The organism is Flaviflexus huanghaiensis (assembly GCF_014118685.1).
Classification (GTDB): Bacteria; Actinomycetota; Actinomycetes; order Actinomycetales; family Actinomycetaceae; genus Flaviflexus; species Flaviflexus huanghaiensis.
Genome location: NZ_JACFAK010000004.1, coordinates 74,144 through 96,175 on the forward strand (window position 1 = coordinate 74,144; position 22,032 = coordinate 96,175).

19 protein-coding genes and 1 tRNA gene are annotated in these 22,032 nt (G+C 61.1%); 5 read left to right on the top strand and 15 right to left on the bottom strand.

Features of this window, described 5'->3' with window-relative positions:
• Positions 1-74 precede the first annotated feature (74 nt).
• Entirely contained in the window at positions 75-890 is an 816-nt protein-coding gene (locus tag H7E91_RS04185) for a sensor histidine kinase (RefSeq protein WP_182353850.1), read from the top strand.
• Positions 881-1,537: a LuxR C-terminal-related transcriptional regulator gene (locus H7E91_RS04190; protein WP_182353851.1), complete on the top strand. Its 657-nt coding sequence runs from the start codon at positions 881-883 to the stop codon at positions 1,535-1,537. Before H7E91_RS04185 ends, H7E91_RS04190 begins: the two co-directional genes overlap by 10 nt.
• Positions 1,538-1,540: 3 nt before the next feature.
• Here H7E91_RS04190 and H7E91_RS04195 read toward each other — a convergent pair whose 3' ends face one another.
• Positions 1,541-2,722 (bottom strand): alpha-amylase family glycosyl hydrolase, encoded by a 1,182-nt coding sequence (locus H7E91_RS04195; RefSeq protein ID WP_182353852.1) that lies wholly within the window; start codon positions 2,720-2,722, stop codon positions 1,541-1,543.
• Positions 2,723-2,842: 120 nt separating this feature from the next.
• Between H7E91_RS04195 and H7E91_RS04200 the strand changes: the two genes are divergently transcribed.
• On the top strand, positions 2,843-3,418 hold the full coding sequence (locus tag H7E91_RS04200; RefSeq protein ID WP_182353853.1) for a hypothetical protein: 576 nt from the start codon (positions 2,843-2,845) through the stop codon (positions 3,416-3,418).
• Between the two features lie 34 nt (positions 3,419-3,452).
• Here the strand turns inward: H7E91_RS04200 and H7E91_RS04205 are convergent, their stop codons facing one another.
• From H7E91_RS04205 to H7E91_RS04220, 4 genes are all read right to left on the bottom strand, one after another.
• Positions 3,453-3,953 (bottom strand): O-acetyl-ADP-ribose deacetylase, encoded by a 501-nt coding sequence (locus H7E91_RS04205; RefSeq protein WP_182353854.1) that lies wholly within the window; start codon positions 3,951-3,953, stop codon positions 3,453-3,455.
• Positions 3,954-4,131: 178 nt separating this feature from the next.
• Complete coding sequence (locus tag H7E91_RS04210; protein WP_182353855.1) at positions 4,132-5,178, bottom strand: acyltransferase family protein; 1,047 nt, start codon at positions 5,176-5,178, stop codon at positions 4,132-4,134.
• A gap of 51 nt (positions 5,179-5,229) precedes the next feature.
• Positions 5,230-5,988, bottom strand: a complete 759-nt coding sequence (locus tag H7E91_RS04215) for an enoyl-CoA hydratase-related protein (protein WP_182353856.1) — start codon at positions 5,986-5,988, stop codon at positions 5,230-5,232.
• 66 nt (positions 5,989-6,054) lie between these two features.
• Positions 6,055-7,011 carry a P1 family peptidase gene (locus H7E91_RS04220; protein ID WP_182353857.1) on the bottom strand — a complete coding sequence of 319 codons (957 nt, stop codon included), beginning with the start codon at positions 7,009-7,011 and terminating at the stop codon, positions 6,055-6,057.
• A 42-nt stretch (positions 7,012-7,053) separates the two neighbouring features.
• Between H7E91_RS04220 and hrpB the strand changes: the two genes are divergently transcribed.
• The gene (gene hrpB, locus H7E91_RS04225) at positions 7,054-9,432 is read left to right on the top strand and encodes an ATP-dependent helicase HrpB (protein WP_182353858.1); all 2,379 of its coding nucleotides are present in this window, start codon (positions 7,054-7,056) and stop codon (positions 9,430-9,432) included.
• Positions 9,429-10,427 carry a hypothetical protein gene (locus tag H7E91_RS04230; protein WP_182353859.1) on the top strand — a complete coding sequence of 333 codons (999 nt, stop codon included), beginning with the start codon at positions 9,429-9,431 and terminating at the stop codon, positions 10,425-10,427. The genes hrpB and H7E91_RS04230 overlap by 4 nt, the downstream gene beginning before the upstream one ends.
• Positions 10,428-10,433: 6 nt before the next feature.
• Here H7E91_RS04230 and H7E91_RS04235 read toward each other — a convergent pair whose 3' ends face one another.
• From H7E91_RS04235 to H7E91_RS04275, 10 genes are all read right to left on the bottom strand, one after another.
• The gene (locus H7E91_RS04235; RefSeq protein ID WP_338401726.1) at positions 10,434-11,558 is read right to left on the bottom strand and encodes a class I SAM-dependent methyltransferase; all 1,125 of its coding nucleotides are present in this window, start codon (positions 11,556-11,558) and stop codon (positions 10,434-10,436) included.
• A gap of 95 nt (positions 11,559-11,653) precedes the next feature.
• On the bottom strand, positions 11,654-13,264 hold the full coding sequence (putP, locus tag H7E91_RS04240) for a sodium/proline symporter PutP (protein WP_182353860.1): 1,611 nt from the start codon (positions 13,262-13,264) through the stop codon (positions 11,654-11,656).
• Between the two features lie 445 nt (positions 13,265-13,709).
• A complete protein-coding gene (locus H7E91_RS04245; RefSeq protein ID WP_241698377.1) occupies positions 13,710-14,627 on the bottom strand; it encodes a glycine betaine ABC transporter substrate-binding protein in 918 nt (305 codons plus the stop codon).
• Between the two features lie 44 nt (positions 14,628-14,671).
• Positions 14,672-15,583 (bottom strand): glycine betaine ABC transporter substrate-binding protein, encoded by a 912-nt coding sequence (locus tag H7E91_RS04250; protein ID WP_182353861.1) that lies wholly within the window; start codon positions 15,581-15,583, stop codon positions 14,672-14,674.
• A 75-nt stretch (positions 15,584-15,658) separates the two neighbouring features.
• Positions 15,659-16,834: an ABC transporter permease gene (locus H7E91_RS04255; protein WP_241698378.1), complete on the bottom strand. Its 1,176-nt coding sequence runs from the start codon at positions 16,832-16,834 to the stop codon at positions 15,659-15,661.
• The gene (locus H7E91_RS04260; protein WP_182353862.1) at positions 16,834-18,111 is read right to left on the bottom strand and encodes a quaternary amine ABC transporter ATP-binding protein; all 1,278 of its coding nucleotides are present in this window, start codon (positions 18,109-18,111) and stop codon (positions 16,834-16,836) included. The genes H7E91_RS04255 and H7E91_RS04260 overlap by 1 nt, the downstream gene beginning before the upstream one ends.
• A gap of 383 nt (positions 18,112-18,494) precedes the next feature.
• Positions 18,495-18,863, bottom strand: coding sequence for a transposase-like zinc-binding domain-containing protein (locus H7E91_RS12215; protein WP_422111029.1), 369 nt, complete (start codon positions 18,861-18,863; stop codon positions 18,495-18,497).
• Between the two features lie 296 nt (positions 18,864-19,159).
• Positions 19,160-19,235: transfer RNA gene (locus tag H7E91_RS04265), tRNA-Arg, on the bottom strand.
• A gap of 129 nt (positions 19,236-19,364) precedes the next feature.
• A complete protein-coding gene (locus H7E91_RS04270) occupies positions 19,365-20,642 on the bottom strand; it encodes a peptidoglycan bridge formation glycyltransferase FemA/FemB family protein (RefSeq protein ID WP_182353863.1) in 1,278 nt (425 codons plus the stop codon).
• Between the two features lie 24 nt (positions 20,643-20,666).
• Positions 20,667-21,920, bottom strand: coding sequence for a carboxylate--amine ligase (locus H7E91_RS04275; RefSeq protein WP_182353864.1), 1,254 nt, complete (start codon positions 21,918-21,920; stop codon positions 20,667-20,669).
• Positions 21,921-22,032: the final 112 nt, after the last annotated feature.

The following is a 22,032-nucleotide window of genomic DNA, read 5'->3' on the forward strand; positions in this document are numbered from 1 at the left end:
CATCCACCTGCATCCCGAACCGGAGTGGACCTAGCTCTACTCCCGTTGGGGCGGGGCCCTATTAGGATAGGGCTATGCGCGCCAGTCCACTCAATATCGCCATTGCCCTTGGTGTGCTCGGCATCATTGCAGCCCAGATCTTGTTCGGCCAACCCTACGCGGCGCTCTTCATCGCGTTCGCCGTCGTTCTCACTCTCGGCCTGCAGAGAGGCCAGGAACGAGAGCAGCCACGACCAGTCGAAGACCCGGCCGAATTGCGGCGCTCGCGGAGGGAGATCGTCGGCGCGTTCGAGATCGAGCGCCGGCGCATCGAGCGTGACTTGCATGACGGGGCTCAGCAGTACCTCGTGGCGGCGACGATGAAGATGGGTGAGGCATCGCTGGCGCTCGACCCCCACAGTCCTGAGGCTCACATGTTGAGTGCGGCGCAAGAGGATGCGGGGCGGGCGATGAAAGCGCTACGGGAAACCGTCCATGGCATCCACCCGCAGGTCCTCACGGACATGGGACTGGAGGCCGCAGTCCGAGACCTGGCCGGGCGCTTCGACGGAGTCGAGGTCCGCTGCCCCTACCGGCTCCCATCCCTTCCCTCCGGCATCACCGCGTCCGGGTACTTCTTCGTTTCCGAAGCTTTAACGAACGCGACGAAATACGGTGGCCCTGCCGTCGTGCTTCTTGCAGCGGACAGTTCTCTTCACATCACCGTCACCGATCGCGGCCCCGGCGGTGCTGTCATTCGACCCGGGCATGGGCTGTCGGGCATGAGAGAGCGGCTCGCAGCATTCGGCGGCAGCCTCGATGTCTCAAGCCCGCAGGGTGGGCCCACCGAGTTGCGGGCACGCATGCCACTCCTGCTCAACGTCGGGGAATCGGGGTATGTGTGCGACTGATCATCGCTGACGACTCCGCGCTCCTGCGGGAGGGCCTCATCGGCCTCGTGGAACGGCAGGGCCACAACGTTCTCGCATCTGCAGAGGATGCTCCTGGGCTCATCGACGCTGTCCGGGCGGCGGTGACCGAGGGTGTCACTCCTGATGTCGTGATCGCGGATGTGAGGATGCCGCCGGGAATGGCGGCGGACGGTCTCGATGCTGCGGTCAGGCTTCGCGACGAGTATCCGAACCTTGGAATCATGATCCTCTCCCAGTACGTGGCCCCGGCCTATGCGTCGCGGTTCTTGGGCCGGGCTACCGGCGGGTTTGGGTATTTGCTCAAGGACCGGGTGGCGAAGGTCGGAGACTTCCTGCGCTCGCTCTCCGTTGTCGCCGCGGGCGGCATCGTCATTGATCCTGAGGTCGCCTCCCAGCTGGCCCGGGCCCGCTCTGGACCGTTGGACTCGCTCACTCCGAGGGAGCGGGAAGTTCTCGCGCTCATGGCGGAGGGACTATCGAACACGCAGATCGCGGAGCAGCTTCACCTCTCGGCGGGTGCTGTCTCCAAGTATGTTGCCGCCGTCTTCCTCAAGCTGGGACTGCCGGTCGGTGAGGAAAACCGTCGCGTCCGAGCCGTCCTCACCTATCTCACCGCGAATGGGTGAGTGTCAGTCGTCGATGTCAGGCAGATGCCAGATCGGGACACCGTCGAGGCTCACGGCAGCTGACTCGGTCGTGAGGTCGAGGCTGACTGCCAGCTCACGTTCGGCACCAGTGACGCGATAGGTCATGGTCGTGTTGCTGAGGTTTGCCGTCTCCATCTGGGCAGTCTGTAGCCACTCATGCTCCCTGCGCAGATTCGTTCCCCAGCGGTAGACGTTGAGGATCTGTGAAGAGGAGGGATCGATGGCGTCGGATGGGTGCGCCGGTAACTCGGGCCGGAGGGGGTCATCCGCAGCAAAGCCATCGGCCTTCGTGCCCAGCCAGCCGAACTCGTCACCGGCGTAAACCGAAGGGATGCCGGGAAGCGTGAAGAGCAGGACCGCTGCCATTGCAGCCCTGCGTCGCCCAAGCGTCGATGTAATCCGCTCAACGTCGTGATTGCCGATGAAGGTGTTCGGCGTGAACGACTCGAGGAGCTGCGAATGGCGTTGCAGTGTCCATTCGAGCTCGAAGAAGTTCTCGTCCTTGAGGCTCGACCAGATTGCTTTCCACAGCTCGTACTGGGTGACCGAATCGAGCCTGTCCGGGCCGGTGAAGCGTGGATAATCGCCGTGAATAACCTCCCCTAGGAACCACGCGTCGGGGAATGCCTCCTTCACGGGAGGGACGATCTGTTCCCAGACAGACGGGTCCATGCGGTACGCCGCGTCCATGCGCCATCCCGTGGCGCCGCGCTCAAGCCAGTGCAGGAGGGTGTCGATAATGTAATCGATGACGGCGGGGTCAGAATGGTCGAGCTCGAGGAGCGATCCGTGCCCCTCAAACAGCCTGGGTGAACCATCGGCGTTCCTCGCCACATGATCGTCGAGCGCATGACCCTTCGCCACGTGGTTGAACACCCCGTCGAGGACGATGCCCATGCCAAGTTCTCCCGCGGCCGCGACGAGATCGTCGAAGTCCGCCTCCGTTCCGAGCCGCGGATCGATAGTTCGATGGTCAAGAGTGTCGTAGCCGTGAGTGACCGAGGTGAAGATCGGTCCGAGCAAGAGGGCATCAGACAGGCCTGCCGCATGGTCGAGCCATGGCATAAGCCGCTGCAAGCGGTGTTCACCGGTTTCGGGGTCTGACCAGTCGCGAATTGGTGCTGCCGTGGCACCTAGGGGATACACCTGCCATAGAATGTTCATACCCCATCTTCGCCCATTCGCTACCAACCGTAAAGAAGACGCTGACGGCCTAGGCGTTGAGGAGCTCGTGCCCTAGACTGTCCGCGGAAGTAATGTCGTCTAGGACAGGCAGGTCAGGTCGTGATTTCGAGCAGGGCCGCGGCCCTCGTAGCCGTTGGCCTCCTTATCGCCGCGTGCGGTGCCGAACCCGAGCCAGACGGGGCGGAGGGAACCGTCGTCATGAGTAGTGCGACGTCCGACGAGATGGAGGACAGGGCGGCTGCCTCTCAGCAGACGGTCGAGGTCACTGTCCCTGAGGATTGGTATGACGTTGAGCCCCGCGAGGGTTTTGAATACCAGTACCTGTGGGACGGCAATGACTGGGACGATGTCCTCGCCCAGAATTTTGAGTCAGAACCCTACACGTTCACCGCGGAATTCTTTGTCGACCTCCTGAAGCCTGCCTTCGAGACGAAGTCGACCATCGCAGTGCGGGACGAGACTGCTGACGTCGCTGGATATCCGGCGATCATCATCGACATCGTCTACAACTCTGGCTCTTTCACATCCTTCACCTACGTCGACGTCGACGGGCAACTGTGGGAGTTTACCGCCAACTCACTGACCCCAGAGGGGCTTAGTCGTGGCGAAGAGATCAATGCGTCAGCGGAGTTCGGCATAGATTCTCGGAGTATGCAGCCGTCAGAAGATGGCTGAGGATGGTCCTCACGCCAGGCTGGCGACGGCTACGTCAGAGCGCGTTCTTCCACACGTCGAGTGCATCATCTGAGAACAGGACGACCCTCGCGAGAGTAACCGGTCCGGTGTACGAGGACAGAGCCGCGAGACCGATGGTAGCGACCTCAGCCATGTCCCATCCGTAAACCCCGGCGGAGAGGGCGGGGAAGGCGATCGATTTGGCGCCAATAATCTCGGCCGCTCGTAGACTTTCTGTGAAGCACGAGCGGAGTAAAGCAGGGTCAGTCTCGCCAGCGTTTCTATTGGGGCCGACCGTGTGGATGATCCACTGCGCCGGCATCTCAAAGCCGGGCGTCGCGACCGCCCTGCCAACGGGAAGGCCATCCACCCAGAGTTCTCGAAGTCCGCGGCAGGCGGTGGACAGATCCGGGCCGGCCGCGCGATGAATTGCGCCATCGACTCCGCCGCCGCCCATAAGCGATGAATTGGCGGCATTGACGACGGCGTCGACTCGCTCGTTCGTGATATCCCCGCTCGTGAGTTCGATCTTCATGGGCCAACCCTAGCTACTGGCGAGGCCCGCTGGAATAGGCGGCGGATAAGAGGGGAAGAGCCCCGCGATAACGTGATCCTTACACGCCGGGAACGGCGGCGAGACTGCCGGGCCATGCCAGGTGTCGAGAGGGCCATACCGTCGCATGAGCTTCAGGTCAGGAACGGAGGACCTGCTGTCAGGACACCTTCTTTGGGCGGGGCCACGGGAGTTCAAAGAACAGCCACTTGAGGGGCGGAATACGGTTTGCGAGATGAACGGTCACGGCGGGAATGACCAACGCGACCGCCATCATGATCACAAATTGCCCGGCCGCACCGGTGTTGACATGAGCACTGAACGACCACGCGTAAATGAGGAGGAGTGGGTAGTGCATGACGTAGAAGTAGAGCGAATTCCGGCCAATGAACTCGATCGGCTTCGTCCATGCCGATGAGGTGATGGCGGGCGCGAAGCCCAGAATGAGGCCGATGAAGGCGAGCGGACCCCAGATGAACTCGAGCCGATAGCGCACGGGTGCGATTCCGGTGACGTAGATGTAGGCGGGCACGATGAACATGACGAGCAAGACGATCGCGACAGACGGCTTGCGGCAGAAGTTCGTGATCGCCTCCCGGTACTGCATGGCAACCGCACCGAGGAAGAAGAACGTCATAAGGTTCGCAAAGCGGAGTTCCGTTGTGCCTGCGACGAAGTTGGCCATGAGCTGGGTTGCACTGATCGTGAGGCCAAGGACTGCGCCCGACCATAGTGGCAACCGCAGCCACCTCAGCACCTGGGCGATGAGGTAATAGAAGAACAGGTTCCTTAGATACCACAGTGGCGTCTGATTAGGATTCTCAGGCCACACGATGCTCATCGGGATCGTGGAGAGGGTTCCGTCATCCCGGTATAGCCAGAGAACGACAACGAAGACGGCGATCCATACCGCGTAGGGCCATGCCAGTTTGGTGAACTTCCCAGGTAGAAAACTTCGCCAGCCTCTCGCGATAGAGCGGGGCACGAGCATCCCGGAGAGGAACATGAGCAAAGGCATGCGAATGAGAACGAGCACCTTGTTGGTGACGACCATCCACTCGGCGCTGGAGAAAACCTGCTCAACGCGACCGATAGCTTCCGTGTGGCCATAGATGACCGCGATGATGGCGAGGCCGCGCACCACGTCCATCCAGATGGCGCGTCGCGATACATGCGTTGCTGGTTCAGTAAGTTGAGCGGTCGTCACGATGGCCACGCTACCAGCGGTTTTGGGATGCTGATAGGAGGTGAGAGCCGGTTAACTGGCCGCGTCCTTCTTCTTCTTTCGGCGAGCCTTCTCAATTTTCAGCTGTGTACGTGGGTCAGCGATGACGCGTGCGAAGTGGGCTGCTTCACGGTCAAGGACGTCTGAGATGTCATGCCCGCGGCCCTTCCGGTTCGGGGTTGGGAGTTCCTTCAGCGCCTTTTTCACGCCCTTACGGTCGAGGCGGTCGATGACGGCGTCGATAATCCCGTATTCCAGTGCGTTCGTCACTCCGAGCAGGTCGGAGGATGCCATGAGTTCATCGGCGACCTCCGTTCCAATCTGGCGTCTCAGCAACTCGTGGGTGCCGAAGTCTGAGGGAAGGCCAAGCTTTGAGTAGGCGGTGGTGAAGCGGGATCGATGAGTGGCGAGCCGGTAATCGCATGCGAGAGCAATTCCAAGCCCGGCTCCCGCGCACGCACCGTCGATGAGAGCAACGGTGGTCGATGACGAGAAGATCAGGTCCTCGATGACATTCCCGCCACGACGCACAGTATCCTCGACGGCCCCGACGTCATCCTGAGCCTGCTCAGCGAGAGCCGCGACTGTTGCCAGGCTACCTCCCGTTGAGAACCCACCGTTCTTGCCGGTGAGGACGATGATTCCATTGGGTGCGTTCTCGATGGCGTGGGTGAGCGCGTCAACGAGAGGCGGATCCATGGCGTTTTTCGTCAGCGGATCATCCAGGGTGATCCAGAACTGGTCTTTGTTCTGGACGGCGGTTACCCGAGAATCGCGAGTCGGGGTTTTCACAAAGCCCACCTTAACCCGTTTCACCGACCGCTGGTGCATCGCTCCGGATACATGCCAGCTACCTGCCTAGAGCACGGTCGGTCCCGGCGAACGTTGCAGGTCTGCCACAGCCGGGATCCCCGGCAGCGACTGTGCTGACCGCACGCCATCGAGAACAGCGAGGCGCACCGCTTCGGCAGCAAGGTAGCAGACCCCGTTGACCGGCGCCTGGACGGTGCCGGTCGAGACGGCGAAGAGCGTATCCCCGTCGTCCATCGTGTGGACGGGACGAATTGACCGCGCGAGACCGTCGTGGGCGGCAGAGGCGACCTTCGATGCCTGGGGCTTCGTCAGAGCCGCGTTCGATGCGATGATGCCGATTGTCGTATGCGTGATCCCCATGTGCTGTCCCGCGTACATGTCCGTCGGAAGGAAGCCGGACTCGGTGTGCGTGCCAGCGATCTTCTCCGACTCGTCGTAAATATCACCGAGAGCATTGACGACAACGGCGGCTGACACGATGAGATCACCGCTACGCACGGCCGACTGACCGAGACCTCCCTTCATCAGACCGCCCTCAACACCGAGGTACTTGCCGATCGTCGCTCCTGTTCCCGCACCAACGTTCCCGCGGCTACGGTCCGCGCTCGCGGCGTGAACCGCGCGACGTCCGAGCTCTGGGGACGGGCGAGCGCCTCCGGTGACCGGCAGGTCGAAGATGACGGCGGCGGGGACAATGGGGACAAGACCGAAGCCGGTGTCGAGGCCTCGGCCCTGGCTCTCAAGTTCCGTCATGACCCCATCAACGGCAGCAAGTCCGAACGCGGAGCCCCCGGTGAGAACGATGGCGGTGACGTGCTGAACCGCGGCCGTTGGATCAAGCACGTCAGTCTCCCGGGTACCGGGAGCAGAGCCCCGCACATCCACTCCGGCTGTTCCTCCGGTGTCGATGACGGCGACGGTCACGCCCGTCCCAGCTTCGCTCGCGTGTCCGAGCCGCAACCCACCGGCGTCGATGAGTGCCCCATTATCGAGAATCTCCATGCCCTGACCTTACCGAGTGAAGGTACCGTTGGTGAGGTGAAGATGGTCGAATTGGATCTGCCGGTCAATGCGGCTTTGCCTGCGCTGGGGCGGGCGATAAGGGACGCGGGCGCGGCCGTTCTGTCCGCTCCTCCAGGCACGGGCAAAACAACCCTGGTTCCGCCATACCTGGCATCCATGACCGATGGCGTCATCCTCGTCTCCCAGCCCCGACGCATGGCGGCCAGGGCGGCCGCCCGGCGCCTCGCCGGGATTCTCGGGGAGCAGGTGGGCGAGAGTGTCGGCTATTCGGTCAGGGGAGATACAAAACGTTCACGGGCAACGCGCGTGGAATTCGTGACAGCGGGCGTTCTGCTGCGTCGCATCCTGTCTGATCCCGACCTGGATGGCGTTGGGGCCGTCGTGCTCGATGAGGTGCATGAGCGGCACCTTGACTCCGACCTATCAGCGGCGCTTCTGCTCGATATTCGGGACCTGACCGGCTTGCGGCTCGTCGCCATGTCTGCCACCATCGCCGCGGATGTGTGGGCCGGGCTTTTGGGTGCCCCGGTTGTCGAGGCTTATGCCCGCACCTACCCCGTCCAGGTGTCATACCGCCCCGGTCCGGCTCCGCTCGGTGCGCGGGGAGTAGAACGGGACTTCCTCTCCCACCTCGCATCTGAAACACAGCTGGCCGCCGACGAAGACGAGGGTAGCGTCCTCGTCTTCCTCCCTGGCCGCCGCGAGATTGAGACCGTCGCCGGCATGCTCAACGGCCGTGTCAGCGTGTTGCATGGTTCCGTGCCAGCCCGCGAACAGGATGACATTCTCGCGGGTGGGCGCGGACAGGAGATCGTGCTCGCGACGTCCATAGCCGAATCTTCACTCACGGTTCCCGGGGTCACACGCGTTGTCGACAGCGGGCTTGCTCGAGAACCCCGCACACGTTATCAGTCAGGAATCACAGGTCTTGTCACCGTCTTCGAATCACAGGCAGGTGCTGCCCAGCGCGCAGGGCGCGCCGGTAGGCTTGGCCCCGGCCAGGTGCGGTTGCTCATGAGCCAGACGAGCTGGTCGCGGCTGGCACCCTTTCCGGAGCCTGAGATCCGCACAGCTGATCTCACCGATTTTCTGCTCTCTGCGCTCCGTTGGGGCGGCTTGGAAGATCTTCGGTTGCCGGACCCGCCCCCAGAGCCCGCGATCCGCTCGGCCGAGCGCATTCTTCGCAGGCTTGGTGCGATCGACGAGGGAATCACCGATTTCGGGCATGCGGTCTCTCGTATCCCCGCCAACCCGCGCACCGCGGCGGCACTACTCCGGCTCTATGACAGGATCGGTACGAGGCGACTAGCGGAGATCATCGCTCTCCTTGAAGAGGACCAGCCCGTTCCCGGCGCGGATCTTGCTGCGGCATGGCGAGACATGGTCCGTAAACCCACCCCGTCGTGGCGCCAATCGGTCCGGCGCTTAGCAGGGCTCGTGCCGGACGCTCCGCGGGCCGACATGACAATAGATGAAGCACTGGGTGAGACGGTGGCTACCGCATACCCGGACAGGATCGCATTGCGTCGCTCCGACACCTACCTCACAGCGTCTGGGACCGGTGCTGTCCTACCTCAAGGGTCGCCGCTCACCGGCTCCGAATGGCTTGCGATCGCCGCCCTCACGGACTCTGGGCGAGCGGATGCAATGATCCGCTCCGCCATCCCGATCAGCCGGGACCTTGCCGCGACGGTGGGCGGTACGGAGGAGACCGTGCACGAGATCTCGGGCGGAAGGGTCAAGGCCTGGCGAATACGCCAGCTCGGATCAATCGAGCTGAATCGGACGCCTACCGACATTGTCCCGGAACAGGCCCGCCCGCTCATCATCGCCTCCCTCACGAAGGTCATGTCCTGGTCGGAGGCGGGGATTCGTCTCCGTGAACGGCTTGCGTTTCTCTATCGAACACTTGGTGCCCCATGGCCAGATGTGGGGGACGCGGCGCTCATTACTCGCGCCGAGGAATGGCTCGGTCCGGAGCTGGACCGATGGGTGACGGGCGCTCCGATTCGAGCGGATCTGACCGAATGCTTGCGTAGGCTCTTGCCGTGGCCGGAGGCAACTGAGCTGGACAGGCTTGCACCGGCAAGGATCGAGTCGCCAGCTGGCGGCACCGCGAGAATTCACTACGACGCGGAGAAACCCTATGCCGCGCTCAAGCTCCAGGAGTGCTTTGGATGGCAGGGATCGCCGCAGCTTGCCGGCGGAGTGCGGCTCCAAATCCACCTACTCTCACCCGCTGCCCGGCCTCTGGCCGTGACCGATGATCTCGCCTCCTTCTGGCGAGGAGCTTATTCTCAGGTCAGGGCCGAGAACCGCGGCCGTTATCCCAAGCATCCGTGGCCGGAGGACCCGGTGACGGCCACTCCGACGAGGAAGACGAAGAGGAGGGCCCCGTGAGTTCATTTCGGGAACTGAAGTTGCAGGCAGAGGACGCTGTTCGGGAGATGCGGGACTGGCTTGTGAGGGACGGTCAGAACCCCTCCGACGTCGAGGTTCTTGGACGCATCAACGGTCCCGGTGTCACGTTTTTTGCAATGCAGTTCCGTTTACCGGGTGTCGAGGACTGGCTCCTCGGTGTCGCCGGTGGATATCTCGGTAGCTCGCTCTCCCTGACCGGGCACACGCTGACGGCATATGAACCGGTGACCGATCGCTTCGGTCAAGACGCAACGGATCTCATCACGGCGATGGACCGGGCTCTGACGAGCGGGGCGGTAGCGGACGGTCGGAAGGTATCCGAGTTCTTGACCGCGACGTTGCTACTTCGCGAGCCGATTGATGCCGATGCTCTTGGCATGAGACTGGGCGGAACGGTGTCGGACGGAACCGTGCACCTTGGACCCTCCCAGATACAACCCGCGCCGGTTGTCGAGGATCTCACCGAGATCGCGGAACGAGCCTATTTGTGGCCGCGAGCGCTCGAGCAGACATCTCAGCATCGGGCAAGTCTCATGATCCGTAGCGTCGGCGAGGACACCTTCGCGCGGGCCCGAGACCACACGATGCTTGTCGCCTCCCTTATCGATGACCGCGTCCTCGGCATCTTCGCGAACGGCACAGTCTATGAGCCAGGCTTCTACCGACAGGTCGTCGAGACGACTCCCTCGGACTCCCCGCCAGTGCTCGCACTCGTCCACTTGGGTCTCGCGAAACGTCGTGGCATGCTGTTCGGCTTCACGGAAGGGCTCGCCGACGTGGGCAAGGACGAATTCCTTCTCACCGGTGCAACTCCCGAGGAGCTTCAACAGGTCCTTCTGGAGCTCGCCTCACATGTGCTCGTCACGGGGATCGTCATCCCCGACGGAACGGACCTCACCCTATCGACCGGCGTCTCGCTCCACCTCAACCGTCAAGGCTCCGGAGAGAAAGCCGTCCTGGTTGGCGCACTGTAGGACTCCCTACGCCGTCCTCTCAGACCGCGAGGTGGCCCTCGAGGCCAAGACAAGACATTCGACGTGGTCAGTGTGAGGAAACATATCGAAGACCTGGGCACGGTCCGCGCTGAATCCCATGACCTCGAGGTCCCGTGCCGCAGTGCTGAGATTGCAGGAGGAATAGAGGACTCTATCGATGTCGGACGTGCGAACCCAGTCCGCGAGATCTCCCATGCCGCGGCGAGGCGGGTTAACGATGAGGAGTTCTGGGGTCGAGGTTTGTTCACGAGCCCACGCGCCGGCATCGGCGGCGATGAACATCGGCGGTCCGCCAGCGGCTTTGACTGCTTCCGCTGACACTTCGACTCCGCGAACGGTGCGTCTCGGGCGGGCGACAGACTTCGCGAAGCCGCCGACTCCACTGTACAAATCCCAGACGGATGACGGGTCGATCTCATCGACCCACGCAGCGGCTGTCGCATAGAGGACACGCGTGATCTCGGTGTTCGTCTGAAAGAACCCCTGCGGGCGGAGCTTGAGATCGAGAGGTCCCAAACTCATGTCGAAGAGGTTCGGCCCATGAAGGTGGATCTCGGTCGGTCCTTCCGGAAGCGCGACGTGCTCGGGGAGGAGGTTGGCGGTGGCGATAACGAGAGGAATACGGTCAATGAGCCACGGCAGGTGACGGCGTATTGACGGAATCGAGGCGTCGGACCGTAAAACGAAGCGCACCATAAGCGTTCCCGAAGGGTTCGCTGTGACGAGAATGGACTTCAGCTCGCCTGCGCGATTCGGTACCGAATAGGGGACGAGCCCCGCGCGGGTAATGAACTCGGTGAGCGGGCCGTGAGCATTCGTGATGACAGGCTCGTAAAGCAGACAGTCTCGCAGGTCCTGGCCGTAGCCGTTCCGCAAAATTCCGAGAGTCGGCTGCTCGGTTGATCCAGCCACGATAATTTTCGCCCTGTTCCGAAAGCCGTACTCTGCGCTGGCGACAGGCGGAAGCCATTCCGCACACGCGAGTTGGCCCTCGGCGATCGACTGCTTGACAGAAAGCTGGTGAGCATAGGGAACGTCCAGGTGCGTGCACGACCCGCAGAGCCCCTCGTTGAAGTAGGAGCAGCGCGTCATACCGCTGAGAGCCGTCACTCGGGCATTCTAGCCGACGAAGTTATATGGGCTGCGGGCTGAATGTGCTGGGGCCCCGCTCAGAGAGCGGGGCCCCAGGCAAGTTGGGCGGTTGGTTAGACCGTTGGTGGGTTAGTCGGACCAGAAGTCCGCGGGGAGCGTTCGATAACGTTTCCATCCGCGTCCAGGTGACGGCCTGAGGCGGCCTTCGCCTCGTCGACGTCCCACACCTTCGTGAGTCGGACAGCCTGGTCAAACTCGGTGTTGATTTCCTCCTGGATGTCAGCCGCGTAGGGGGTCATCCTCGACACGAGCCATGTGACGAGCAGAGCGGTGAGGAATGCGGGAACCATCTCGTACAGGTCGAAGATGCCGCCGCTGATGTTGCCCCAGACGATGACGATCGTGGCACCGGTGATCATGCCCGCCATCGCACCGCGTGCGGTCAATCCCTTCCAGAACAAAGAAAGGATGACGATCGGGCCGAACGAGGAGCCGAAGCCCGCCCATGCGAAACCGACAAGGTTGAGGACCGTGTCGTTCGGTGTGATCGAGATCAAAGCAGCGACGACTGCGGTGATAAGAACGGCGATGCGGCCAGCACGGACGCCGCCCGTACGGGACATCCTCTTTTTCGTGATGCCGGAGTAGACATCCTCCACGAGTGCAGACGAGCTAACGAGTAGCTGGGAGGAGATCGTCGACATGATGGCGGCGAGCACGGCGGCGAGAATGAGGCCGCCGATGAGGGGATGGAAGAGGGCCGCGGTCAGCGCGATGAAGACCGTTTCTGGATCATCGAGCGGATTCGTGTCGGGCCTGAAGTATGCGATTCCGACAATCGCGGTGAGGATAGCGCCGCCGACCGAGAGAATCATCCAGCTGATGCCGATTCGACGGCCATAGATGGCGTCCTGCGGAGTGCGAAGCGCCATGAAGCGAACGACGATATGGGGCTGGCCCACATAGCCCATGCCCCAGCCGATTGCACCGAGAACCGCCATGATAGTGAGGCCGCCGAACGGGTCGAGACCGTTCGCCAACCCCGACCCTGCGAGTGTCTGATCATTGACGAGCGACGCAACGTCGCCCGGGCCCCCCACCTCAATCGTGACAGCGACAGGAACGATGAGAAGCGCCGTCATCATGAGAAGACCCTGCGCCATGTCCGTCCACGCAACGGCGATGAAGCCGCCAGCGAATGTATAGACGACGACGATAGCGGCGACGAGAAGCATGCCCCAGATGTAGTCCCAGCCGAACGCTGACTCAAAATACTTACCCGACGCGACGAGCTGGGAAGAGATGTAGAAGATGAAGAAAATGAGGGTAATGATGCCGGCCGTAATGGTCAGACCTCGACCCGTGCCCGCGAGGCGAGCATTGAAAAAGGAGGGGATCGTGATCGAGTTGCGGGCGATCTCTGTGTACGAGCGGAGCCTCGGGGCGACAAACTTCCAGTTCAGCCACTGGCCGATGGTGAGGCCAACGGCGATCCAGCCCTCAACGAGGCCCGCTGCGTAGATCGCTCCTGGCAAGCCCATAAGCAACCAACCGGACATGTCGGAGGCGCCTGCTGACAGCGCTGCCGGAATCGGATGGAGCTTGCGGCCTGCAAGCATGTAGTCGGTGTAGTCCTGCGTCTTCCTGTATCCCCACACGCCGATGAGGATCATTGCAAGGAAATAGGCGATCAGTGCGATCGTCTGTCCTGTTATTTGACTCATTATCTTCCCTTTCTCAGGCGCGGCAGTGCGCCGAGTGGTGCCTTTCCTGAACGGCTGTGCCTTGGCCCAAAGTGACCGCTGGAAGAGACCTGTGCCACTTCTTGATATCGAGATACTAGCCGTATCATCCGCGTCGCACGACGCTTTTGCCAAGTCGCACCTGAGGAAACTCTATGCCGCGTGGCCGTGAGTCGAGTGATGGTCTCAGAATCTCATGCAAAAAATGGTTGCAAATATTCGTAAAACAGACCAAATCGGGCAAAGTTCCTCCGCGACGTTCTATGACGGGTGAAGTATTCCTCTAGACGACGTGCTTGTTGTGTCCATCTAGTCCTTCAGTCCTAGGAAAACGTGCGCATGGTTTGAACGTGCGCGCCACCTCCCCGTCCTTCGAACGGCAGGGAAAAGGGCCGGGACCGCATGGTCCCGGCCCTTTCCCATGAGATTAGTTATCGACGTTGAAGCGGTCCTTCACCTCGGGGTTCTCTTCGAGCCACTCGGCGACAGTTTCCGCATTGTCACGGTCAGCGTTCTCGTTGAGGGCGTAGTTCTCCACGTCGGAGAGCTCCTCAGCGGTGAGAGTAAAGTTCGAGAGCATGTCGGCGACCTCAGGGTAGTCGTCCATGAATCCGCCGCGTCCGAATGCCTTGATGTCTTCGGCCGCGCCGTAGGCCGCCTCCGGATCCTCAAGGTCGCGGATGTCGTAGGCGCCGTACGCCCAGTGCGGCGACCAGAGGGTGACGACGATGTTGCGACCATCGGCGATCGCACCATCTAGCTCGGCCAGCATGGCAGCGGTCGAGGAGATCTTGAACTCCATGTCTTCCAGGCCATAGGTCGGAATGACTTCTTCCTGCGTGAGGCGGGTGATGCCAGCGCCGCCGTCGATGCCGATGATCTCGTTGTTGAAGAGATCCGCATTCTCGGCGAGCTCCTCAATCGACTCGATCGGCGCATCACCGTTAACGGTGAGTGCAAGCTTGGCATTGTCATACCAGGTGCCGAGGTCTTCGATGTCGTCGCCATACTGCTCGATGTAGGTGGCGTGGGTGACGGGTAGCCACGCGTCAAGGAGCAGATCCATGTCGCCGGTCGATAGGCCTGTGAAGATGACGCCAATCTCGCCGTTAACGAGCTCAACATCGTAGCCCTGCTCTTCGAGGGCGATCTCTGTCATGTGGGAGACGACAACGCCCTCATCCCAACCGGCGGGAACGCCGATCGAGATGGTGCCCGGCGCCGCCGCGTCGCCGCCGTTGCCGGCAGTCTCTTCGGCGCTATTGTCGTCGCCGCCGCAGGCGGCGAGCAGTGACATGGCGATGGCAGCGGTAAGTGCCGCACCAGCCTTCTTTCGAATCATCATGTGTTCATTCCTTCTCTTCGTGGGGATCATTTGCGAGCGATTGGTTACGGAGCTGGGTTGACGGTGAAGCGCTCCTTGACGTCGGGATTGTCCGCGAGCCATTCGGCTACGGCGGTGAATGTGTCGCGGTCTGCGTGAGTGTTCATGACGTAGTTACCAGCGCTGCTGAGATCGTCTTCGGTCAGATGAACGCCGCCGATCATCTCCGCGACATCGGGATAGTCCGCGGTGAAGCCGTCCCGAGCGAAGGTGTGCAGCTGATCAGGCTCACCAAAAGCCAGCTCAGGGTCCTCGAGATTCTTGATGTCGTACGCGGCATAGGCCCAGTGCGGCACCCAGAGAGTGAAGGCAATGTCGCGGCCTTCCGCCATGGCACCGTCAAGCTCGGCCAGCATGGCAGCGGTCGAGGAGATCTTGAACTCCATGCCTTCCAGGCCGTAGGTCGGGATGACGTCTTCCTGGGTGAGGCGGGTGATGCCAGCGCCCCCGTCAATGCCGATGATCTCGTTGTTGAAGACGTCCGCGTTCGCCGCAAGCTCTTCGAGCGAGTCGATTGGCGCATCGGCGTTGACGGCGATATTCGAGATGTTCTCCTCGTACCAGTAGCCGAGGTCCTCGGTCGTATCGCCGTAGGCGTTGACGTAGTTGGCGTGGAGGGTCGGTAGGGCCACCTCCATGAGCAGGTCGAGGTCGCCGGTCGAGACGCCAGCGAACATCATGCCGATATCGCCGTCAGTGAGAGAGACCTCGTAGCCCTGGTCCTCGAGCGTCACGGCGGTCATCGTCGAGATGAGGACGCCCTCATCCCAGCCAGCCGGCACACCGATGGCAATCGTGTCAGATTGCGCCTGAGTCCCGTCGACATTCGTTGCCTCGTCGCTTCCGCAAGCCGTTAGCACTGCGGAAACGGCGATCGTCGTGGTCAGTGCAACGGTCCGTGTGGTCCGTGAGATCATAACTTCCTTCCCCGCATCAGCGGGTTGATGTGTGTTCTTCTCGTGGAGCTACGTACTGGGACTGGAAGGTTCTCCTTAACCTGCTAGCTGTTCGTGCTTGGAGGTGCCAAATGCGGCGGTCACGCGGTCGAGGTACATCGCGAGGATGACGACCGAGAGACCGGATTCGGCTCCGAGGGAGATGTTGACCTGGGTGACGGACGTGTAGACGTCCTGCCCGAGACCACCCGCACCGACCATGCCAGCGATGACGACCATGGATAGAGCGAGCATGATGACCTGGTTGACGCCGCCCATGATCGTCGCACGGGCGAGCGGGAGCTCGATCTGACCGAGAATTCGGCTCGGATGGGCGCCGAAGGCGTGTGCCGCCTCGACAACCTCCTTGTCGACCTGCTTGATGCCGAGCTCCGTGAAGCGGACTGCGGGCGCGATGGAGAAGAGGATGGTGGCGACGATCCCGGGGACGACACCGATGCCGAACAGCACGACGAACGGGATGAGGTAGACGAACGCGGGCATCGTCTGCAAAAAGTCGAGGATCGGTCGAACAGCGGTCGACACTCCCCGATTCTTGGCCGCGAGGATGCCGATCGGGATGCCGATGACGACGGCGATGATCGACGCAACCAGGACGAGAGCGAAGGTCGACATTGCGTTGGTCCACTGGTCCACGCCGTAGATGATGGCGAAGCCGATGACTGAGCCCAAGGCCAGCCGCCATCCCTTCGTCGTGAAGGCGATGAGGGTGAGGAGCGCTCCGATGGTCCACTCGGGCAGACTCTCCGAGGCGGGAATGACCGCGCCACCCGCTGTCACGTGATCGACGAGGAACCACTGATCGATGGCGAACGCGAGAAAGAGAGTGGCAAGGACGATGAGACCGACCCTCGTGCCCTTCCAAAAATAGACGCCGGCCGCGATGGCAGCGAAAACGAGGGCAACAACCCACCACGGGACCGCGAGGCTCCCGCCCGTCACAAACTCGCTGAGGATGTAGCCGAGCGCGACTGCCGTCGCCGCCGCAACACCGGCTTTCCAGCCTTTCCACAGGGCGAAAATGATGATGAGGATGACACCGATTGAAACGAAATCTGGCGTCCTCAAGAGGTTCGCAAGGAACCGGTACATCGGTAGGAGAAGATCATCAGAGAGCCAGTTGAAGAGGCCCTTGAGGTTTGCGGTTAGCCAGTCAACGGCGGAACGAGCCCAGGACCCGAGAGGAATCGTGAAGAGGAGTTCGTTGGACATCAGTTCTTCTCCTCCGAAACGGCGGAAGGTTCTGAATCGACCGTCGAGGGCCCGCTCGCTGCTGAGGCGGCGCTGAGGTCAACGGGCATGACGACGTCATCCTGGCCGAGCGCGCGAAGCAACGTGACATTGGGGATGACGCCGAGCAGACGGTTGTCGTCCGAGACGACTGGAACGGTCAGCCTGTCACCCGCTGCCGGGGCCACTACTTGGTTGAGAGGGGTGTCGGGGCCGACACCGGGGTGCGTGGGGTGGATAAGATCCTCGATCGTATTAAGGTGCGGGTTCTTGCGCAGTGCAGAGACAATTTCATCGACGTAGACCGAGCCGATGAGCTGACGGGAGCCGCCCTCTGTGACCCAGCCACCAGGCGAATCGATCTCAGCGAGCTTCTTCAGCACAACGTTCGGGCCGTCACCCCGGTACAGGCGGGTGAGCGGCTTGACCATAATCGAGGAGGCCGTAATGACACGGGAGCGGTCGACGTCCTGAACGAAACGTTCAATGTAGTCGTTCGACGGATTGGTGAGGATCTCTTCGGCCGTACCAATCTGGTCGATCGAGCCGTTCCGCATGACGGCAATGCGGTTGCCGACAAACATCGCCTCGTTGAGGTCGTGGGTAATGAAAATGATCGTGCGGCGCTTGACTTCCTGGATTTCCAGAAGCAACTCCTGCATGTCCCGCCGGATGAGCGGATCGAGTGCAGAGAATGCCTCATCCATAAGAAGTATTGGCGCATCGGCCGTGAGGGCACGTGCCAGACCGACACGTTGCTGCATACCGCCCGACAGCTCGGACGGATAGTTGTTCTCCCAACCCTTGAGTCCTGTTGTCTTGAGGGACTCTGCAGCGCGTTCCATACGCTCCTCCCGCTTGACGCCGGCGATCTCCAAGGGATAGGCAGCGTTATCAATCACGGTCCGATGAGGGAGCAGAGCGAAGTGCTGGAACACCATCGACATGGAATCGCCGCGGAGCTTGCGGACCGCAGACTTCGACATTGAGGTGATTTCGTCATCCCCAATGAAGATTTTCCCACCCGTGGCGGGGCCGAGCGCATTGAGCGTCCGGAGGAGGGTGGACTTGCCGGAGCCGGACAGGCCCATGACGACAAAGATCTCGCCGGGCTCCACCTCGAAGCTCACATCATTGACAGCGACCGTCACATCGTCGGGAATCTCGTCCAGGCTCGCGCCTTTTTCGAGCAACGTCGTCGCCTTGGCCGCGTCCTTTCCGAATACTTTGTAGACGCTTTCGCACCGAAGGCCCTTCATCTACCATCTCCACTCGTACGGTTCATGTTCTCTTACTCATTCGTGAACTGGGGCACAAAAATCACATACCTCACAAGTCTTCACCAGAGTCCCAGCATCAAGGCGTCACTTCAAGTAACGCTTTTGTAACGAATCGGAGTGTCAATTCTGGGATATCCCTGGTGTGCCAGGCTTTGCGGCGGTAACGGAGGGCGTCTAAAATGCGCAAAATGTGATCCAGAAAACGCATGTTCATGCGGTTTGTGAGAAAAAATGCGCGAGTTATGCGCGCGTTGGGAAACGTCGCGGCGTGGTTTGTGGTGAGAATTGAGCCTGCCATGCGAGCCCCCGAGGTCAATATCCGGGCTTGAGGCCCTTGATTGACTTTATTATATGCATGTCGATCAGGGTTGCGGGGAACTCATTGTCGAGCCGAGTAGGTTGACTGCTTCTGCTTCGCTGTGCGCACATATCTTCAGATGCTCGTCGAGAAAGGGTAAAGGAACGGACGCTCGGGAGAATTCGCCGAGCGCCCGTTTAGGTTTGCGGCGCAGGGCGAGCCGAAGGACGAAAACTCTAGGGCGCACTGAACCCATGGGTGATAGGTGCCCGTGGTGACAACCGCAAGAACGCAGCGAAATGACGGGCTCGAATGTCGAGAGCCGTCGCGTGCCTGTGGCGGAGCAGGCCGTGCAACGGAAGCGTTGTCGGCCTGAGGCAGTTTTGCCGTGACGGATTATGACCCCGCTCAAGCCGCATGAAGGCTTGCCCATCCCTCGAATTCAAACTGACTCCGATGGCGAAGCGGCCCTGCGGGCAAAAACGGATCTGCCACCAACACGAAATGTCCAACCAGGAACCGAGGGCGAACCGACCCTGAGGATAGAAAACCGCGCCACCACACACCCGGATCCCAGCAATACGCTAAGCCCTAGAAGCGGAACTTCAACACCGACTTAATGGTGGCACGGCAACCAAAGGTCAGGTTCAATCCAACACGAAAGAGAGTCCGACGAGCAGAAATCCCCCTCAGGCTGCCTGAGAGGGATGTTCGCTGGAGGAATATACCTGGCGCGCCCGGAGGGATTCGAACCCCCAACCTTCTGATCCGTAGTCAGATGCTCTATCCGTTGAGCTACGGGCGCCTGTCACTGGGACATCAATCATCATAACGCGCTTTCTCCGGTCGAGGCGAATTCCGCACGGATGAAAGCGGTCACGATTTCCACGCGGTCAGTCAGATGGCGTGCTGAGTGTGAGGCCAGCATGCTGTGTCAGCCGATTGCGCCGAGGACCTTTGCGCGAAGCGGGCGGATCGCGATCTCCCACGTGCCGACGAGCTCCTCGACATCGCCCTTGAACTGGCGTTTGAAGTGAAGGACTCCGGCATCAGACGCGTTCTCAGAGAAATCGCCAGTAATTCCGAACGTGTTGTAGCGCTCGATGCCGTTAGCGAGCGCCCACTCAAGCATGGCGCGGTGGACGAGATAGATTCCGTAATACGACTGATATTCGCGGTATGAGCCGGATAGGAGGTAGACGAGTTCATGAGGGCAGGCGATGAAGAGCGACCCTGCCAGGACGATCTCGTTGCCGCCCGTCTCTCGATGTGCGCGCGTTTCCGCGGCGCGGCGCTCGAGCACGTCAACTCGCGACTTCGCCTCGTTTCGGGCAGTGCGCTGCTTTTTCGCGAGATTCTTTCCCTCGGCTTCGAGTTTCGCCTCCTGCTCGTCGATCGAGGTGATTTTCTCATGGAGGCCACTGAGCTCGGCGTCGATCCCTGCGAGGTAAATGTCGCAGTTGAGGACAGCGACCGGTGCGAAGACTTTGTCCGGGCTCACTCGCTTCATCCCCTGATAAAACGCCATCGCACCTGTCGAGATCTCCTGCATCTGTGATCTGTCGGATGTGTGGTCGAGAATGTCGGCGAGAATGTGGAAATCATCCGCGTCGAGGAACTTGACCTCAACTCCGGGCGTCCCGGCTCGATTGAAGCCGGTGCGGACGACCTGGTCGACTGACTTCGTCAGATCCTTGAATGACATGCCTGCAATGTTCTTCGTGTAGAAGAAACGCGCCTGGATGTCTGAAGATTCGTAGAACTCCTTCTGCAGGTTCGTGATCCCCAGTTCCGCCATCGCCGCCTTGAACGTCGCAGCGACAGGATTCGGCCCCGTCGGGGCGATGTCGTCATAGAAGCGTTCGGGCAGTAGTGGGTTGAATCGGAGCGCCAACATCCGCCTGTCCTTCTTGAGGTGGTCGATGAGTCCTTCGAAAAAGAACGTGACGAGACGCATGTTCGAGTAGTCCATGACCGGGCCGTAGGCGATGTTCGCTCGCGTGAAGACCTTCTTCCACGGCTGGTGGCGGACGAGGGCGGCCGCGACAACTCGCTCTTGCCCGTCGATTGTATCGACGACCCCGACCTCCTCGATCGTCGTGCCCTCGCTACGGCGCTGCTCAGCGTAGAGCGGCAACTGCGGGAACAGCACCCGCTCCTGCTGGTCAACGAAGCGGGCGTAAGCGGACTGGGAGAGACGGGTAAATCGCATATGCCTATTGTGCCTAGGTTGCGATCAAAACGCAGTGTCGGATGGGTTCGGGTACGTGCGGATGAGGCTCCGGAGCTGATTGATGTCCGCCGCATAACGGTAGGCGTACCGTTTAATGCTCGGATCCTTCCGGTAGGAGAGAGGGTGAACGGGACGTCGGCGGAGCATGAGCTTGATGAGGTGTCGACGGAGGCTCTTGTCGCGAACCCAGCGCAGGATCGTCAGCGGAGGGACGAAAGCATAGATGCCCTCGCGGTCGCCGACCCGTGGAGTGAGCCTGGTGTCATCAATGAAGTCGGCGACCATGGCGCGGGTGAGGTTGACGCCTCCGACCGCCGCATAGTACGAGCCTCGTCCCCACCGTGGATTGACATCGAGCACGTAGGGTTCGCCGGTGCGTGAGTCGACCTTAATGTCGATCGCGAAGAACCCTCGTAACTCGAGCTTGGCGATAACCTTCTCGGCCATGCGGCGCATGTCGGGGTTGTCGATGACGTGGATGATCCCCGCGTTGCCGATGAACGAAGCCTGGTGCAGACCGAGGATCTGGCGACCAATGGATATGCCGGTCACGGTGCCGTGTGAATCGACATATCCTGAGGCAATCCAGGAATACGTGTCATCGCCAACGACCATGTCTTGGACGAGCATCGTTCCCGTGAATCCAGCCTCCTCGATCATGGTGAGGATCGATAGTGCCTCCCGCTCATCATCAGCTGTATAAACCTTTCGCTGGCCAGCGAACTGCAACCGTCCGAAGGCTGTGCCTCCCTCCTTAGGTTTGATGACGGCAGGGAAGGTGATCTCGGCAAGGCCACCCGACCAGTCAGACCTGTCGGTCGAGAGGTCAGCCTCGATGGTTGCGACCGTGGCCATCCCCAGGGACGTGAGGACCTCATTAAGGACAGCCTTGTCAGACGCCCGCTCGACGATGCTTGTCTCCGCGAGGGGAATGACATAACCGGCGGCCTCGAGCTCAGTCCGATGTCGAAGCACAAGATCGACATCCCGGTCCATGAACGGCATGAGAATCGGGGTGCGATCCGTGTCTGCGATCTCTTTGAGTGTGCGGACCATGACATCATCGTCAAGCGTGCCGCCGCGGCCGACATAGACGTTGTCGATGATTGACGAGTAGGAGATCGAGCCTCTTGACTGGCCCGACACCGTGACCGACTTACACCCGAAGGCCTCGTGGAACATTCGCGCACACGAGTAGGTTCCGACATCGGTGCCGAGAAGTACGGGCATGAGCTCCGGCCGGGAAGAAGAAGTCATATTCTGAGTCTGCCACAGCGGATACTGCGTCATGCCAGCCGCGCTTTCGCTGTCGGTCACAATGGCTCGGTCACTGCCGAACCATCCATTAACATGTTGCACAATCAACTAA